Genomic DNA, 14981 nt, shown 5'->3' with positions numbered 1-14981 from the left:
ACTACAATATCGAACCCGAGAGCTTTAAACCGGAGTACCCATGGCTGTATCCCTGCGCGACAGCAAGACCGACCTGATGGCCTGCGCAAAAGGCGAGCAAAAAGCTTTTCAGAACTTGTATCTGCGCGAAGCGCCCCATATGCTGGCCCTCTGCCTGAAACTGCTTCCGCAACGGGCGCAAGCCGAGGACCTGCTGCGCGAGACCTTTGTGCTGATCTGGAAGAATGCCGACAGTTTTGATCCGGCCCTGAGCAGCGCGCGCGCCTGGATGTACAGCATCTTGCGCTATCGGGCACTGGCCCGCCTTCGTCAGCCGGGACGCAACCGCCCCAGCGATGAGCCGTCCTGGCCCGAGGCCATACCCGATCAGGCAGATCCTACAATGCTGGCACTGGCGCAACTGGATGAAACGCCGCGCAAAGCCCTTTTCATGGCCTATTACGGCGGCTACAACTATGAGCAGATCGCCGCGGAGCTGAAGCAGCCTGCAGGCACCATCAAACGAGCCGTCTGCGAAGGCTTGCAACGTATCTCGGAGCACTCACCGGCATGAGTTCCGCAACACAGAACGCGCAGCACATTTTCATGGGTGAGTACACGCTGGGCCTGTTGGGCCCCCAGGAAATCGCTCGCGCCCACGCCCTTTTGGGTGAGGACGAGAGCGCTGTAATAAGCGCCTTGCTCTGGGAAGATCGTTTCCTTGTGCTGACCGACATCCTGCCTCCCATCGATCCGTCGCCGCAATTGCTGCACGATATCCAGACCGCGCTGGGGCATGACACAACGCCGGCCTTGTCCAGCCTTTATCGGCAGCCGGCGGCGCGCAAACCAGCCGGCACTGCGGTGGCAGCGCCGGCGCCTGTCGTCCCAGCAGCGACACCCACTCCGCCACCGCCGTCCACAGAGCGCAAGCATCCCGCCGCCGACACACAGGTCGCCAAACCGCCGCTCAACCAGCCGCCGGCCACTACCACGCAAGTGGCCAACGCCAGCTCTCCCGAAGAACATGCTCCCAAGGGGCGCAGCGCGAAGGCGCAAGGCAATATCTGGTTATGGCGCGTTACCAGCATCCTGCTTGCCGTTATCGCGTTGTTCCTGGGATTAATGCCTACCCAGCCCATTGCCCCGCCCGTCACCATAGTGGAAGTGGCCCCTACCCTGGCCGCGATCTTGCAAGCGCCAGGACAAAGCTCCACGCCAGGCTGGATAGTGACCGTCGATCCTCAAGGCAATGTGCTGATGAATCCGCAAGTGCGCAGCGACACGCCGGCCGATACCTCGGTACAACTGTGGACGCACGGCCCAACCATGCCGCAACCGCGGTCTCTGGGTTTGGTCGATCCGAACCAACCCATCACTGTCCCGGCCAATATCATGGGCGACATCAGCGCGGGACAGATTGTAGAGATGACCCTCGAACCCAAGGGTGGCTCGCCGGTGGCCAGCCCCAGCGGCCCGGTATTGTTCATAGGGCGGCTGGTGAAATTTGGCGAGACGCCGGCGCCCCGCTAGCAAACGACGACGTTTACCGCCAGGCCGCCACGAGAGGTCTCTTTGTACTTGCTGCGCATGTCGGCACCGGTCTGGCGCATCGTCTCGATGACGGCGTCCAGCGAGACATGGTGTTGGCCGTCTCCGAGCAAGGCCAGCCGGGCAGCGTTGATAGCCTTGACGGCACCCATGGCGTTGCGCTCGATGCAGGGTATCTGCACCAGGCCGCCAATGGGGTCGCAAGTAAGCCCCAGGTTGTGTTCCATGCCGATTTCGGCGGCGTTCTCGACCTGGGCGGGCGTACCGCCCAGTACAGCGGCCAGTCCGGCCGCAGCCATCGAACACGCTACCCCGACTTCTCCTTGGCAGCCTACCTCGGCGCCTGAAATCGACGCGTTCTTCTTGTACAGGAAGCCCACCGCCGCAGCCGTCAATAGAAAGTCGACCACGCCCTCTTCGCTGTATTCCGGAATGAACGTCTGGTAGTAACGCAGCACGGCTGGCAGAAGACCAGCGGCGCCGTTTGTCGGCGCCGTGACCACCTGACCGCTGGCCGCATTTTCTTCGTTGACCGCCATGGCAAACAAATTGACCCAGTCCATGGCAAACAGCACATCATGATTGCCGGCACTGCGCTGCAACTCGCGGTATAGCGCTGGGGCGCGGCGCCTGACGCGCAAGCCGCCAGGCAGTAACTGGTCGGCCTGCTGATTGTTCAGGCCACAGCCGTGGTCTATGCAGGCATTCATGATGGCAGCGATACGGGCCAATCCTTGCCGTACTTCGGCGGCAGGTCTGATGATGGACTCATTGGCCATCATCAGTTGCGCCACGGACAAACCTGTTTGCTCGCAAAGCGCCAGCAGTTCGTTGCCGGTGGAGAAAGGATAAGGCACCGGCTCGTGCAGGGGTACGGATTCGTCCGAATCGGGAGAGTCCAGCGCGCGTATGAAGCCGCCGCCTATGGACACATAGCGTCCGGTGCTGACGATGCCCTGGACGGCATCAAGGGCCTCGAAGCGCATGCCGTTGGGATGCTCCACCATGGGCCGGATACGATAGGAAAATGCCTGTTCCGAATCAAACGATATCGCGTGTTCGCCCCATAAGCGCAAGGTGCCGTTGCGGGCTACTTCATCCAACAGCCGGGGAATATCGGACGGCACGACGGTATCGGGCGCCAGGCCCATAAGGCCCAGCATAATGCCCATGTCGGTGCCGTGCCCGCGACCGGTTTCGGCCAGAGAGCCAAACAGCTCTATCTTGATCCCCGATACCGCGTTCAGGGAGCCGCGCTGGTGTAGATCACGCGCGAAATGACGCGCGGCACGCATCGGGCCAACGGTATGCGAGCTGGAAGGACCTATGCCGATCTTGAAGATGTCAAATACGGAAAGTGCCACGGCGCCGCCTCGCAAGCTATCAGTGCCCTATTCTAGCGCGCCGGATCCTCGCTTGTTAAACGCCGTCGCGCTCCGGCGCCCATTGCAAGGCGCCTTCTATCGAAGTCAGGGCTTCCAGAGGTGACTGCTTGCGGAAGGCCGAAGGCGGCATGCCAACTTGCTGGCGAAACGCATGAGAAAAGTTGGCGACGCTGGAAAACCCGACCTCCCGCGCGATCACCGCCACGGGCAGAGATGTCTGTGTCAGCAAACGCTGGGCGCGTCGCATGCGCTCTTCGCGCAGGTACTGGGGTAGTGTCATGCCTGTGCCCAGACGAAGCGCGCGAGATAGGCGCTTCTTGCTGGTTTGCAACTTGTCGGCAAGCTCGCCCAGTTGGGGCGGGTTGGAAAGGTCGGTCACCAGCATCTGTTTCATCATACGAACCAGATACTGATCTACGGGTTCCCCGGGCTGGGGCTGAGCGGACACGGATTGCAACATAAGGCGGCAACAGGCGGGAACCTGATGGCCCCTTATATAACGTCAACTTACAACGTTAAAGGGCCGGCCGATATTTGTCCACGCAAGGCGTCGAAAATTGACGAAGCTTGACGATGTGCCCAAAGGTTCAAGACAGACGGAAGTCGCCACCTGACTCGGGGCCGGTCGCCGTCTGCGCCAGCGCTTCCGCGAGCATGTTGCGCACATTGTCCAGATCGTTGCGCAGGGCCTGGAGCTCGGCGCCGGAAAGGCGCACAGCGGCGTCCTGGTCGTGCGGCACGTCGTTCAGGTCGCCCAGGCGATTGCGGGCACCCGCAATGGTGAAGCCTTGCTCGTAAAGAAGATCGCGTATGCGGCGTATCAGCAAGACCTCGTGATGCTGATAGTAGCGGCGGTTGCCGCGACGCTTGACCGGCTTGAGCTGGGTGAACTCTTGCTCCCAGTAGCGCAGCACATGCGGCTTCACCCCGCAAAGGTCGCTGACTTCGCCGATGGTGAAATAACGCTTGGCGGGAATGGGGGGCAGATTGACGGGGGTTTCGGTAGTGCTCATGTGCATGCTTACTTCGTTTCAGCTGCGGGCTTGCCCGCGAGTTCGACGACGCTTTTTAGCTTTTGACTGGCGTGGAAAGTAACCACCCGACGAGCGGCGATGGGAATAACTTCACCCGTTTTGGGGTTGCGGCCCGGACGCGGCGGTTTGTTGCGAACCTGAAAATTGCCGAAACCCGAAAGCTTGACCTCTACGCCACGCGCCAGCGAATCGCGGATCTCTTCGAAAAACGTGTCGACGATATCTTTGGCTTCGCGCTTGTTCAGCCCTACGCGCTCGAACAGCATCTCGGCAAGCTCGGCCTTGGTAAGGGTACGGTCGGCATTCATCAGTAGTTTGCTCCTTAAGCTCTCTGGCGCACACGGTGGGCACTGACCAACGCTTCGAGTAGCCGCGCAAGGCACTGCTCGACCGTGGCATCATCCAGTGTCGCGTCGCGGTCTTGCAGCCAGAATCGGAAAGCCATGCTGGTCTCGGCGGCGCTGGACGACTTGTCGCGCCATACATCGAACAGTTTAATGTCTCTGACGATGCCAAGGGTAGCATTAGAACGAACCGTTTGCGTAAGTGTATCCAACAAATCCTGATACGAAACGTCCCGATCCGCCAATACAGCGAGGTCGCGTATGACGATGGGTTGCCTTGATACCTCTGCCGGTGTCGGCAGGGGCACTGTGGAAATCGCGTCCACATCGACTTCGAACACCACCGGGGCTTGCGCCAGGTCGGCCTGCTGCGCCCAGCGCGGATGGATTTCGCCGAGCCAACCTATGGGTTGTCCGTCTAGCAGCAGGCGCGCCGAGCGTCCGGGGTGCAGCGCCGGATGGGTATCGGGCACGCACACCAAGCCTTGGGCACGCACGCCCAGCAGCGCTTCCACGTCTTTCTTCATGTCATAGAAGTCGACCGGACGGGCTGGTACGGCCCACTGCTCTTCCAGCGCCGGCCCCCAGGCAGCGCCAGCCAGGCGCTGCGGCTGGCTTACACCTGCCACCGAGAGGTCGCCATCGGCGCTTTGCGCATCGCGCATGAAGACTCGCCCCAGTTCAAACACCCGCACCCGGCTTTGCTTGCGATTGGCATTATGAACAATATTGGCTAGCAAGCCGCCAATCAAACTGGAGCGCATCACAGCCAGTTGACTGGCGATGGGGTTGAGCAAGCCGATAGGGTGGGCGTTGCCAGCCAGATCACGTTCCCAGGCTTCCTCGACGAACGAAAAATTGATGACTTCCTGATAGTCCAGGCCGGCCATGCGAGCGCGCAACAGGTGGGGCCCGCGCTGCACCTCGGGCACGGCCAGCATCCGGGCCGGCGCCACTGGCGGCAGATCGGGGATGCGTTCGAAGCCATAGATGCGGGCAACTTCTTCGATGAGGTCTTCTTCAATGAAAAGATCAAAGCGGTATGTGGGCGGCGTCACCACAAAAACGTCGCCCTCCTCCACCTCGTGGACCAAGCCCAGGCTGGAGAAAATGCGTTCGACTTCGGCGCGATCCACCGGCACGCCCAGCACGCGGCGACATCTTTCCAGGCGCATGCGTACCGGCTCGCGGGCGGGCAGCTTGATGACCTGGTCGTCCAGCGGACCGACCTGCCCGCCGCAAATGTCCACCAGCAAGCGCGTCATGCGCTCGAGATGCTCGGTGACGGATGCGAAGTCGACCCCGCGCTCGAAGCGATGACTGGCTTCAGAGCTGAACTTGTAGCGACGCGCCTTGCCCATGATGGCCTCGGGCCACCAGAACGCCCCTTCCAGATAAATATCGGTGGTGTCCAGCGTGACAGCAGTAGCTTCGCCGCCCATGATGCCAGCCATGCTTTCCACGACGTCGCCGGCCGCAATAATGCCCACGTCGGGTGTGAGGTTCACCGTCTGGCCATTGAGCAGCTCCAGCGTCTCGCCTTCACGCGCCCAGCGCACCGTCAAACCGCCCTGGATGCGGCTCAGGTCGAACACATGGGTGGGTCGGCCCAGCTCCAGCATGATGTAGTTGGAGATGTCGACCAGCGCCGATATAGAGCGCTGACCCGCGCGCTCCAGGCGCGCCTTCATCCAGTCGGGCGTGGCTGCCCGCGCGTTGACACCGCGGATGACGCGACCGGCAAAGCGGCCGCAAAGGTCGGGCGCTTGCACCGTAACCGGCAAGCGATCATCCAGCGTTACGGGGACGGGCTCGAACCGGGGTACGCTGAGCGGCGCGCCGGTAAGCGCCGCCACTTCGCGGGCCACACCCAGCATGGACAGGCAATCCGCCCGGTTAGGTGTCAGCTTGAGCGTAAAAACGGTTTCGTCCAGATCGAGCGCATCGCGCAGCGACTGGCCAACCTTGGCGTTCTCGTCCAGTACCAGCAAGCCCGCATGATCTTGCGACAAACCCAGCTCGCGGGCCGAGCACAGCATGCCGGCGGAGGCCACGCCCCGCATCTTTGCCGTCCCGATCTTCATGCCACCGGGGAGCTCGGCGCCCACGCGTGCCAGGGGCACTTTGATGCCGGCGGCCGCGTTAGGCGCGCCGCATACGATCTGCAAAGGTTCGCCCGAGCCGTCGTCGACCTGGCAAACCCGCAGCTTGTCGGCATCGGGATGCGCGGCGATTTCGGTGATTTGTGCCACCACCACCCCGGAAAACGGCGGCGCTGCCGTGGCGGTCTCTTCGACCTCCAGCCCGGCCATGGTGAGCCGGTGCGACAAGGCATCGGTATCCAGGTCGGGATTTACAAAAGCGCGTAGCCAGGACTCAGGTAATTGCATAGTGATCTCGTCAGATGAAGGCGTTAACTGGTTTCAGCGATTGAACTGGCGCAGAAAGCGCAAGTCGCCTTCAAAGAACTGTCTTAAGTCGTTGACGCCGTAGCGCAGCATGGTAAGGCGCTCGAGGCCCGAACCGAACGCAAAGCCAATGTAGCGCTCGGGATCGAGGCCGAAGTTGCGAACCACTTGCGGATGAACCTGGCCCGAACCGGAGATCTCCAGCCAGCGCCCCTGATTGGGGCCGGAGGTGAACATCATGTCGATCTCGGCGGAGGGTTCGGTGAACGGAAAGAACGACGGGCGGAAACGCACCGACAGATTGTCCGTCTCGAAGAAGGCGCGCAGAAAATCTGTGTAGACGCCCTTCAGGTCAGCAAACGAGATGTCTTCGGCGATCCACAAGCCTTCGACCTGGTGAAACATGGGTGAATGGGTAGCGTCGCTGTCCACCCGATAGGTGCGCCCCGGCGCGATCACCTTGATCGGCGGCTTGTGCATGCGGGCATAGCGCACCTGCATCGGACTGGTGTGAGTGCGCAGCAACAGGGGCAGGCCCTGGCTGTCTTGCATGTCGACGTAGAACGTATCCTGCATGGAACGGGCCGGATGGTTCTCCGGGTTGTTCAGCGCCGTGAAGTTGGTCCAGTCGTTCTCGATCTCGGGGCCGTCGGCCACGTCGAAACCTATGGAGCGGAAAATCGCCTCGACCCGTTGCCAGGACTGAATGACAGGATGGATGCCGCCCATGGCCCTGCCCCGTCCCGGCAGCGTGACATCAATGGTCTCTGCGGCAAGCCGCTTGTCCAGTTCGGCCTGCGCAAGCTCGGCGCGGCGGGCAGTCAATGCGCCTTCGATTTGCTGCTTGAGCTGATTGATGCGCGCGCCCTCGGCTTTCTTCTGCTCAGGGTCCAGAGCAGCCAGGCCCTTGAGCAGCGTGGTCAGAGCCCCCTGCTTGCCAAGAAACTTGGCTTTGGCGTTTTCGAGCGCAGCGGCGTCGGGCGCCTGCGCAAATTGTTCTTGAGCCTGGACGAGCAGGTTATCGGCCGTAAGAGTCATGATGTCGCTTTTCCAAATGCAAACGGAGCCCCACAGAGCCCCGTTTGCAGCAAAACAGAATCGAAATCGATCAAGCAGCCAATGCGGACTTGGCTTGAGCTACCACGGCTGCGAAGCCGGCTTTATCGTTAACGGCCATGTCGGCCAGTACTTTGCGATCCAGTTCAATCGAGGCCTTTTTGGTGCCGGCGATAAACACGCTGTACGACACACCCAATTCGCGGCAGGCCGCATTGATACGGGTGATCCACAGGGCGCGGAAAGTACGCTTCTTGTTGCGACGATCGCGGTAGGCATATTGCCCCGCTTTCATGACCGCCTGTTTGGCGATCCGGAATACATTACCGCGGCGACCGCGATAACCTTTAGCTGCTTTAATTACTTTTTTGTGACGGGCACGGGCAGTAACGCCGCGTTTTACGCGAGGCATAGTAGTTCTCCGTTAATCAAGCGAAAGGCAGCATTGCCTTGACCGAGGCGACGTCTGCGTCGTGCACCGCGGTTGAACCGCGCAGTTGGCGCTTGTTCTTGGTTGTCTTCTTGGTGAGGATGTGGCGTTTGAACGCGTGACCTCGCTTGATGGAACCACTACCACGAACCTTAAAGCGCTTGGCAGCGCCTTTTTTGGTTTTCATCTTAGGCATGAGTAACTCTGTAATTTATGAACGCAGGTGGCCCCCAAACAAACTGGCAGCGCTTGCATAACCCGACTATTCACTTATTGGTTTCGCGGATTTAAGCCGGTTTAACTGTTCCGCCCCTTTAAACCGCGAAGGCTAGTCTCTTTGGCGTAGCGCCAACGAGAAAGCCATTGATTATACGACGATAGTTAAAGCCTTGTCTAACGACTTTTGCATGGGCGGTCAGCCCCAAGGCTGGCGGTATTGTATCGCTTCGGCAATATGCACGCCGCGTATCTGGCGCTGGGCGCATAAATCTGCCAGGGTGCGTGCCACCCGCAAAACCCGGTGCCCCACCCGTGCCGACCAGTGCCAGCGCAGCATTGCCTGACGCAGCAAGGCAGCGGCGTCCCGATCCAGCACGCAGTGCCGTTCGATGTCATCTATGCGCAACATGGCATTGCAACAGCCCTGACGGCGTAATTGTCGTTCACGACACTGGGCCACCCGGCTGCGCACCACCCCCGAGCTCTCTCCAGCTGCCTCGTCCATCCAATCCACTTGCGTGGTTGGCAGCGCAATCTGCAGATCGATGCGATCCAGCAAGGGGCCGGAAAGCCTGTTGCGGTATTTATCTACCTGGTCCGGCAAACAGCGGCAGCGCATGCTGGCATGGCCGAGCCAGCCGCAAGCGCAGGGATTCATCGCGGCAACCAGTTGGAAGCGTGCAGGAAAAGTCAGCGTGCGCGACGCCCGGGCGATGGACACGCTGCCGGTCTCTAGCGGCTCGCGCAGCGATTCCAGAACGTTGCGTTGAAAATGAGGCAGTTCATCCAGGAAAAGCACACCACGGTGCGCCAGGCTTATTTCGCCAGGCCGGGGACGGGCGCCACCCCCCACCAGCGCCGGCAGCGAAGCCGAATGGTGCGGCGCGCGAAAAGGGGGCAGGTCGCTATAGCCTTGATCCGTGCCGTTCAAACTGGCAAGAGCAGCCACCTCGAGCGCATGGTCGACGGTAAGCCTGGGAAGTAAGCCCGGCAGCCGATGCGCCAGCATGCTTTTGCCGGTACCCGGCGAGCCCGACATCAGCAGGCTATGGGCACCGGCAGCTGCGATCTCCAGAGCACGCCGCGCCAGCGGCTGACCCCGCACATCGGCCAGACACAACAAGGGGGTGGGACTGGGCCCGGCACAGTGCCGCCCCTGCGCTTGCTGCAAGACCGAACTGCCACAGAAGTGCTCTACGGTTTCAACCAGGGTGGCAGCCGCCAGTACAGTCAGCCCAGGCACATTTGCCGCCGTATCCGCACAGCCCGGCGGCAGAACCAGGATGGCGTCCGGATCGCTGCGCGCCACGGCCAGCGCAATGGCCAGCGGCGCGCCCACGGCGACGATGGCTCCGGTAAGAGAGAGTTCGCCGGCAAACACATAGCGGCGTAGGTCGGGCGCAGCACCAGCGGAGTCGGCGGCAGGCACCTGGCCCGAGGCCAGCAGTACGCCTAAGGCTATCGGTAGATCGAATCGACCGGACTCTTTGGGCAGGTCTGCCGGCGCCAGATTGACCGTGATGCGCCCCGCCGGGAAGTCAAAACCACTGCTGATGATCGCGGAGCGCACGCGTTCGCGGCTTTCGCGCACGCCGGTATCGGGCAAGCCGACCACATGGAAGGCCGGCAGGCCCGGTCCCACGTGGACTTCCACCCGAACAGCGAAAGCCTGTAGGCCGCAGAGCGCCCGGCTGGCCAATACGGCTAACGACATCACATACTCCCGGCATATGCTGGTTGCAGCGGAACCAGACCAGAACGAGTATGCGTGGAAGCGATCCTTGCCGGACCGCTTATGCCGTATTTTGTCGCTGCGCAGTACTACTTAAGGAACCGGGTCGATGGATGGGCCGGCTTCCAACGGCGTATCGGGCCGCCCTTCCAGGGCCTGCACTCGAGATTCAAGGGCCGTGATGCGGGCTAGCGCGCGCTCCAGCAATTGCGCCTGTACATCGAACTCTTCCCGCGTGACCAGATCAAGCCGTGAAAACGTTTGAGCCATCATGGCCTTGACGTTGCGTTCTATGTCGGCGGCCGGCGTCTTGGCTATAAGCTCCGACATATTTCTTTGAAAGTCTTCGAACCAATCGTTTCGGGTGACCATCGCACTCTCCGTGTAAGCAAGGCCTTAGTGTAAAGAAAAAACGGGGCCCGCAGGCCCCGTTCTGTGTGGCGTCGTCACGACGCTGCCATGATCGGGCGATCAGGACTTGACTGTCGTGCTCGGTGGCGTGGTGCCTTCAGTACGGCCCTCTGCCAGCGAATCCTGGATCGCCTTGTCGGCCTTGGCGGCCCCTTCCTTGATCGAGTCGCCCATCTCGCCAGCCTTCTGCGCCGCGCTGTCCTTCAAGGCGACGGCTTTCTCGGAGATGGTGTTGGCGGCCTGCTTGGCAGACTCGCTGAACTCCGAGCTGCTCGACGACGATGGCGCGGGCGTTGTGTCGGGTGCGGGCGTTCCGTCAGGCGCCGCATCAGGCGTCATGGACGAGTCTGGCGTAGGCGACGTGTCGGGTGCAGCACCAGGCGTAGGCGCCGATTCAGGTGCCGTGTCCGGAGACGGCGACGGTGCCGGCATCGGCGCGGGTGTGGTGGCTGGAGCATCAGCCCCCGGCGCTGTGGTGGGCGGGGCGTTGGTGTCTTCGCTGTCGGAGCATGCAGCCAGCAGGCCCATAGAGGCCACCATAGCAATAACGGCTAAATGTGTACGAGTCTTTTTCATGGAATTCCTCTCTTGTCCAAAGTCGCGAGATGTTGCTTGCTGACCCCGATGCGACTAGCGGTTCAGCAGCGAGCCGGTTACAACTTGCCTGGTAACAATTCTAGCCAGCGCGCCAGCCTTCTCCCCTGCCCTCGTGTAAATCCTGATTTCAGCGATTCCTGGTTTTTGCTCCGCATTTGGCCGGACGACGTGCAGGCGTAAGGGTTTACGCCGAAACGCCCAATTGACAGCAGCAAACACAAGGATACAAAAGCGGCGCCACACGGTCGTCTTGTTACAGTTTTGTGCACGTCAGGCGCGAGATGCGGGCATGTGGTGCACACTTGCGAGCGATGCACCAACAATGTGCACGACCCTCCCCTCTCCGTCAGAGCGCTCCCACGCAGTGGGCGCCGCCGCAACTTGGCATAGCTATTGCGTAAACCAGGGCATCACTGTCAAGAGGAGTCGCAATGAAGCTGATCACAGCCATCATCAAGCCGTTCAAGCTGGACGAGGTACGCGAGGCGCTGTCTGCAATGGGCATACAGGGCATGACCGTTACCGAGGTCAAGGGATTTGGACGTCAAAAGGGCCACACGGAGCTATATCGGGGGGCTGAATATACCGTGGACTTTCTGCCCAAGCTCCGGGTGGAAATGGCCGTGGCCGAAGACCAAGTGGACCTTGCCATCGAGAACCTGTGTGCGGCCGCCCACACCGGAAAGATCGGGGACGGGAAGGTGTTTGTCACGCCAATAGAGCGGGCGATCCGGATTCGCACTGGAGAACAAGGGGCAAGCGCCCTGTAAGGCTGCGCCACGCCGCAGCCCAATCGATCAACCGTCGCGCCGCACCGAACCGTTCTGAAGCGTAGGGGCCGGATGCGATCACAGGAGTAAAAATAATGGATAAAGCCGATCTGGCATGGGTCAGTGTCTCGACCTTGTTGGTCTTACTGATGGTCCTACCGGGCCTCGCCCTATTCTATGGCGGCCTGGTCCGTTCCAAAAACGTGTTGTCAGTTCTTATGCAGGTCGCATCGACCTTCGCCCTGGCCGTGGTTATATGGTTTTTATATGGCTACTCGCTGGCGTTCACCGAAGGCAATGCCCTGGTGGGCGGCTTCTCACGGGTGTTGTTCAGTGGCATGCTGGACGCAGGCGCCGGAAAATTTGAACTGTCCGGAACCATCCCCGAGCTGAGTTTCGCGGCATTCCAGGCCACGTTCGCCGGCATCACCTGCGCACTGATTGTTGGCGGCTTTGCCGAGCGCGCGAGGTTTTCAGCTGTACTGGTCTTTACCGTGATCTGGCTAAGCTTCGCCTATATACCCATTGCACACATGGTTTGGGCGCCGGGGGGCTGGCTGTTCGAGAGAGGCGCGCTGGACTTCGCCGGCGGCACCGTCGTGCACATCAACTCGGGTGTGGCCGCCTTGGTTGGCGCCTACGTAATAGGCAAACGCATTGGTTATGGCAAGGAGTCCATGCAGCCTCACAATCTACCCATGGCAATGATAGGCGCTTCCCTGCTGTGGGTGGGCTGGTTCGGGTTTAACGCCGGCTCGGCGCTCAGTGCCAATGAAACTGCCGCCCTGGCCTTCTTCAACACGCTGATTGCCACCGCCGGCGGCATCCTGGCCTGGCTCTTTGCAGAATGGCGCCACAAGGGCAAGCCATCTTTGCTGGGGGCTATCTCCGGCGCGGTGGCCGGGCTCGTGGGCATCACCCCGGGCGCCGGGCTGGTTGGCCCGGGTGGCGCACTGATCATAGGCATATTGACCGGACTGGTATGCCTTTGGGGAGTAAACGGCCTGAAGCGCATGCTGCGCGCCGACGACACGCTGGACGTATTCGGCATTCACGCCGTGGGCGGCATGATGGGGGCTTTGCTGACTGGCGTCTTCAATGCGCAGGCTTTGGGCGGACCAGGGCTGGCCGCCATGTCGGACATACCGGGACAACTCTGGCTGCAACTGGAAGGCATACTGATAACGCTGGCCTGGTCGGGCGTGGTTGCGTGGATCGCCTACTTCGTTGTTGACCGCCTATGCGGGCTGCGAGTCAGCCCCGAGGCGGAGCGCGAGGGCCTGGATGTCACCACCCACGGCGAGAGCGCCTACAACCGTTAGGCAGACAAGGAGGCAAGGTCTATGCGCTCGGCCCGGTTCAGGGCCGACGCAACCTTGACCCGCAGGGCATTGGAGTGCGCTTGGCGCACTTCTTTTTTTACGTCCAGCAATTGCGCCGGATGCATGGAGAATTCAGTTAGTCCCAAGCCCAGCAGCATGCGAGTCACCCGCGCATCGCCGGCCATCTCGCCGCAAACGGCTACGGGCTTGCCGGCGCGTTCACCGGCATTGATGGTGTGGGAGATAAGCCGCAATACCGCAGGGTGCATGGGATCGTAAAGATCGGCGACATCGCTGTCGCCCCTGTCGATAGCCAGTGTGTACTGTATGAGGTCGTTGGTGCCGATGGACAGGAAGTCCAGGCTCTCGACGAAGGGTTCGATCGCAATGGCGATCGCCGGTATTTCGACCATGGCGCCCAACGATATATTGCGGGCGTAAGGTACACCCCGTGCTTCCAGCTCGGTGCAGGCGGCATCGATGGCCTGGCGCGTGGCATGCACCTCGTGCATGTGCGAGATCATGGGGATCAGGATACGTACATGGCCGTGCAGGGAAGCACGCAACAAGGCTCGCAATTGCGTGGCGAAAATCTCGGGGTTGGCCAGGCAATATCGTATGGCCCGCAAGCCCAAGGCCGGATTGGACGCCACGGTAACATCGCCATCCAGATTTTTGTCCGCGCCCAGGTCGAGTGTTCGTATGGTTACCGGCCGGCCGGCCATCGTTTTCACGACCGAGGCGTATGCCTGGTATTGCTCTTGTTCCGTGGGTAAATCGCGCCGTCCCATGAAGAGGAACTCGCTGCGGAACAAGCCGATGCCGTCGGCACCGGCCAGCATGGCTGCCTGGGCCTCTTCGGGCAATTCGATATTGGCTTCCAGCTTGATGGCGATGCCATCGAGCGTGACGGCGGGTGCATCGCGCAGCAGCGCTAACTGTGCGCGCTCGCGCGCGTAATCGGCCTGGCGTTGGCGATATTCCTGCAGCACCTGAGCGGACGGATTAACCAGCACCACGCCGGTAAAGCCGTCGGCGATAAGCGTGTCGCCATCGCGTACCAGGGCTCGCAGATGGCCCAGGCCGACCACTGCAGGCACGTTCATGCTGCGCGCCACGATAGCCGTGTGCGAAGTAGGCCCTCCCAAGTCAGTCAAAAAGGCCGCGAACCGACCGCCACGCAGCCGCAGCATGTCGGCAGGAGAGATGTCGCGGGCCACCACAATAAGAGGCTCGGGTGAGTCCGCAGCTTCGAGCTCGGCCAGCAAGGACGAAGACCCGGACAATACTCGTAGCACCCGCTCGATGACTTGGCGGATGTCCGCCCCGCGCTCACGCAGGTAGTCGTCTTCCATCAGCGCGAATTGCTCGGCAAGCGTCTGGCCCTGACTGGTGAGGGCCCATTCGGCGTTGTAATGGCGTTCGGTGATCAGCGCGCAGGTTTGCTGGAACAACATGGGGTCGTCCAGCAGCATGCTGTGGACAGTAAGCAGCGGGCCCAGTTCGCGCGGTGCGTCTTCGGGTAGCGTGCCGGCCATGGCCTGGAGCTCGTCGCGCGCCTGCGCCAGGGCCCGTCTAAGCCTTTCGCATTCACTCTCGACTTCGTGCGAGGCAACGCGATAGTGGACGACTTCCAGCGCAGCGGCGCTCATGACGGCCGCACGTCCGATGGCGTATCCCTTGACCACCCCCTGCCCCTGCATGCAGACCATGGCACAAAGGCCAGGTAGCTCGTAGGCAGAA

At 61.3% G+C, this 14981-nt stretch carries 16 protein-coding genes; 4 read left to right on the top strand and 12 right to left on the bottom strand.

Annotated features, from left to right (window positions below):
* The first annotated feature begins 40 nt into the window (after positions 1–40).
* Positions 41–553 (top strand): sigma-70 family RNA polymerase sigma factor, encoded by a 513-nt coding sequence (locus CKA81_RS05215; RefSeq protein ID WP_128354346.1) that lies wholly within the window; start codon positions 41–43, stop codon positions 551–553.
* On the top strand, positions 550–1512 hold the full coding sequence (locus tag CKA81_RS05210) for an anti-sigma factor (protein ID WP_128354345.1): 963 nt from the start codon (positions 550–552) through the stop codon (positions 1510–1512). The genes CKA81_RS05215 and CKA81_RS05210 overlap by 4 nt, the downstream gene beginning before the upstream one ends.
* On the opposite strand, the gene CKA81_RS05205 is transcribed toward CKA81_RS05210, so the two are convergent.
* The 11 genes from CKA81_RS05205 to CKA81_RS05155 form a co-directional block, all read right to left on the bottom strand.
* Positions 1509–2894 carry an L-serine ammonia-lyase gene (locus CKA81_RS05205; protein WP_128354344.1) on the bottom strand — a complete coding sequence of 462 codons (1386 nt, stop codon included), beginning with the start codon at positions 2892–2894 and terminating at the stop codon, positions 1509–1511. The genes CKA81_RS05210 and CKA81_RS05205 overlap by 4 nt on opposite strands.
* Before the next feature lie 55 nt (positions 2895–2949).
* Positions 2950–3312: a helix-turn-helix domain-containing protein gene (locus CKA81_RS05200; protein WP_164878347.1), complete on the bottom strand. Its 363-nt coding sequence runs from the start codon at positions 3310–3312 to the stop codon at positions 2950–2952.
* 190 nt (positions 3313–3502) lie between these two features.
* Entirely contained in the window at positions 3503–3928 is a 426-nt protein-coding gene (locus tag CKA81_RS05195) for a MerR family transcriptional regulator (protein ID WP_128354342.1), read from the bottom strand.
* An 8-nt stretch (positions 3929–3936) separates the two neighbouring features.
* Positions 3937–4257, bottom strand: a complete 321-nt coding sequence (locus tag CKA81_RS05190; protein ID WP_180015148.1) for an integration host factor subunit alpha — start codon at positions 4255–4257, stop codon at positions 3937–3939.
* 14 nt (positions 4258–4271) lie between these two features.
* The gene (gene pheT, locus CKA81_RS05185; RefSeq protein ID WP_128354341.1) at positions 4272–6683 is read right to left on the bottom strand and encodes a phenylalanine--tRNA ligase subunit beta; all 2412 of its coding nucleotides are present in this window, start codon (positions 6681–6683) and stop codon (positions 4272–4274) included.
* Between the two features lie 33 nt (positions 6684–6716).
* Positions 6717–7739 (bottom strand): phenylalanine--tRNA ligase subunit alpha, encoded by a 1023-nt coding sequence (pheS, locus tag CKA81_RS05180; protein ID WP_128354340.1) that lies wholly within the window; start codon positions 7737–7739, stop codon positions 6717–6719.
* A gap of 70 nt (positions 7740–7809) precedes the next feature.
* The gene (gene rplT, locus CKA81_RS05175) at positions 7810–8169 is read right to left on the bottom strand and encodes a 50S ribosomal protein L20 (protein ID WP_128354339.1); all 360 of its coding nucleotides are present in this window, start codon (positions 8167–8169) and stop codon (positions 7810–7812) included.
* Between the two features lie 16 nt (positions 8170–8185).
* Complete coding sequence (gene rpmI / locus CKA81_RS05170; RefSeq protein ID WP_128354338.1) at positions 8186–8383, bottom strand: 50S ribosomal protein L35; 198 nt, start codon at positions 8381–8383, stop codon at positions 8186–8188.
* Between the two features lie 219 nt (positions 8384–8602).
* Entirely contained in the window at positions 8603–10120 is a 1518-nt protein-coding gene (locus tag CKA81_RS05165; protein ID WP_128354337.1) for a YifB family Mg chelatase-like AAA ATPase, read from the bottom strand.
* Positions 10121–10231: 111 nt separating this feature from the next.
* Positions 10232–10510 (bottom strand): accessory factor UbiK family protein, encoded by a 279-nt coding sequence (locus CKA81_RS05160; RefSeq protein ID WP_128354336.1) that lies wholly within the window; start codon positions 10508–10510, stop codon positions 10232–10234.
* 99 nt (positions 10511–10609) lie between these two features.
* The gene (locus CKA81_RS05155) at positions 10610–11125 is read right to left on the bottom strand and encodes a hypothetical protein (RefSeq protein ID WP_128354335.1); all 516 of its coding nucleotides are present in this window, start codon (positions 11123–11125) and stop codon (positions 10610–10612) included.
* A 452-nt stretch (positions 11126–11577) separates the two neighbouring features.
* Between CKA81_RS05155 and CKA81_RS05150 the strand changes: the two genes are divergently transcribed.
* A complete protein-coding gene (locus CKA81_RS05150; protein ID WP_128354334.1) occupies positions 11578–11916 on the top strand; it encodes a P-II family nitrogen regulator in 339 nt (112 codons plus the stop codon).
* 95 nt (positions 11917–12011) lie between these two features.
* The gene (locus tag CKA81_RS05145; RefSeq protein WP_128354333.1) at positions 12012–13238 is read left to right on the top strand and encodes an ammonium transporter; all 1227 of its coding nucleotides are present in this window, start codon (positions 12012–12014) and stop codon (positions 13236–13238) included.
* On the opposite strand, the gene ptsP is transcribed toward CKA81_RS05145, so the two are convergent.
* A complete protein-coding gene (gene ptsP / locus CKA81_RS05140) occupies positions 13235–14926 on the bottom strand; it encodes a phosphoenolpyruvate--protein phosphotransferase (protein WP_180015577.1) in 1692 nt (563 codons plus the stop codon). The genes CKA81_RS05145 and ptsP overlap by 4 nt on opposite strands.
* Positions 14927–14981: the final 55 nt, after the last annotated feature.

This window comes from Pollutimonas thiosulfatoxidans, assembly GCF_004022565.1.
GTDB lineage: Bacteria > Pseudomonadota > Gammaproteobacteria > Burkholderiales > Burkholderiaceae_B > Pusillimonas_D > Pusillimonas_D thiosulfatoxidans.
Note: the sequence above shows the minus strand (reverse complement) of the source record. Positions and strands in the feature narration are given on the sequence as shown.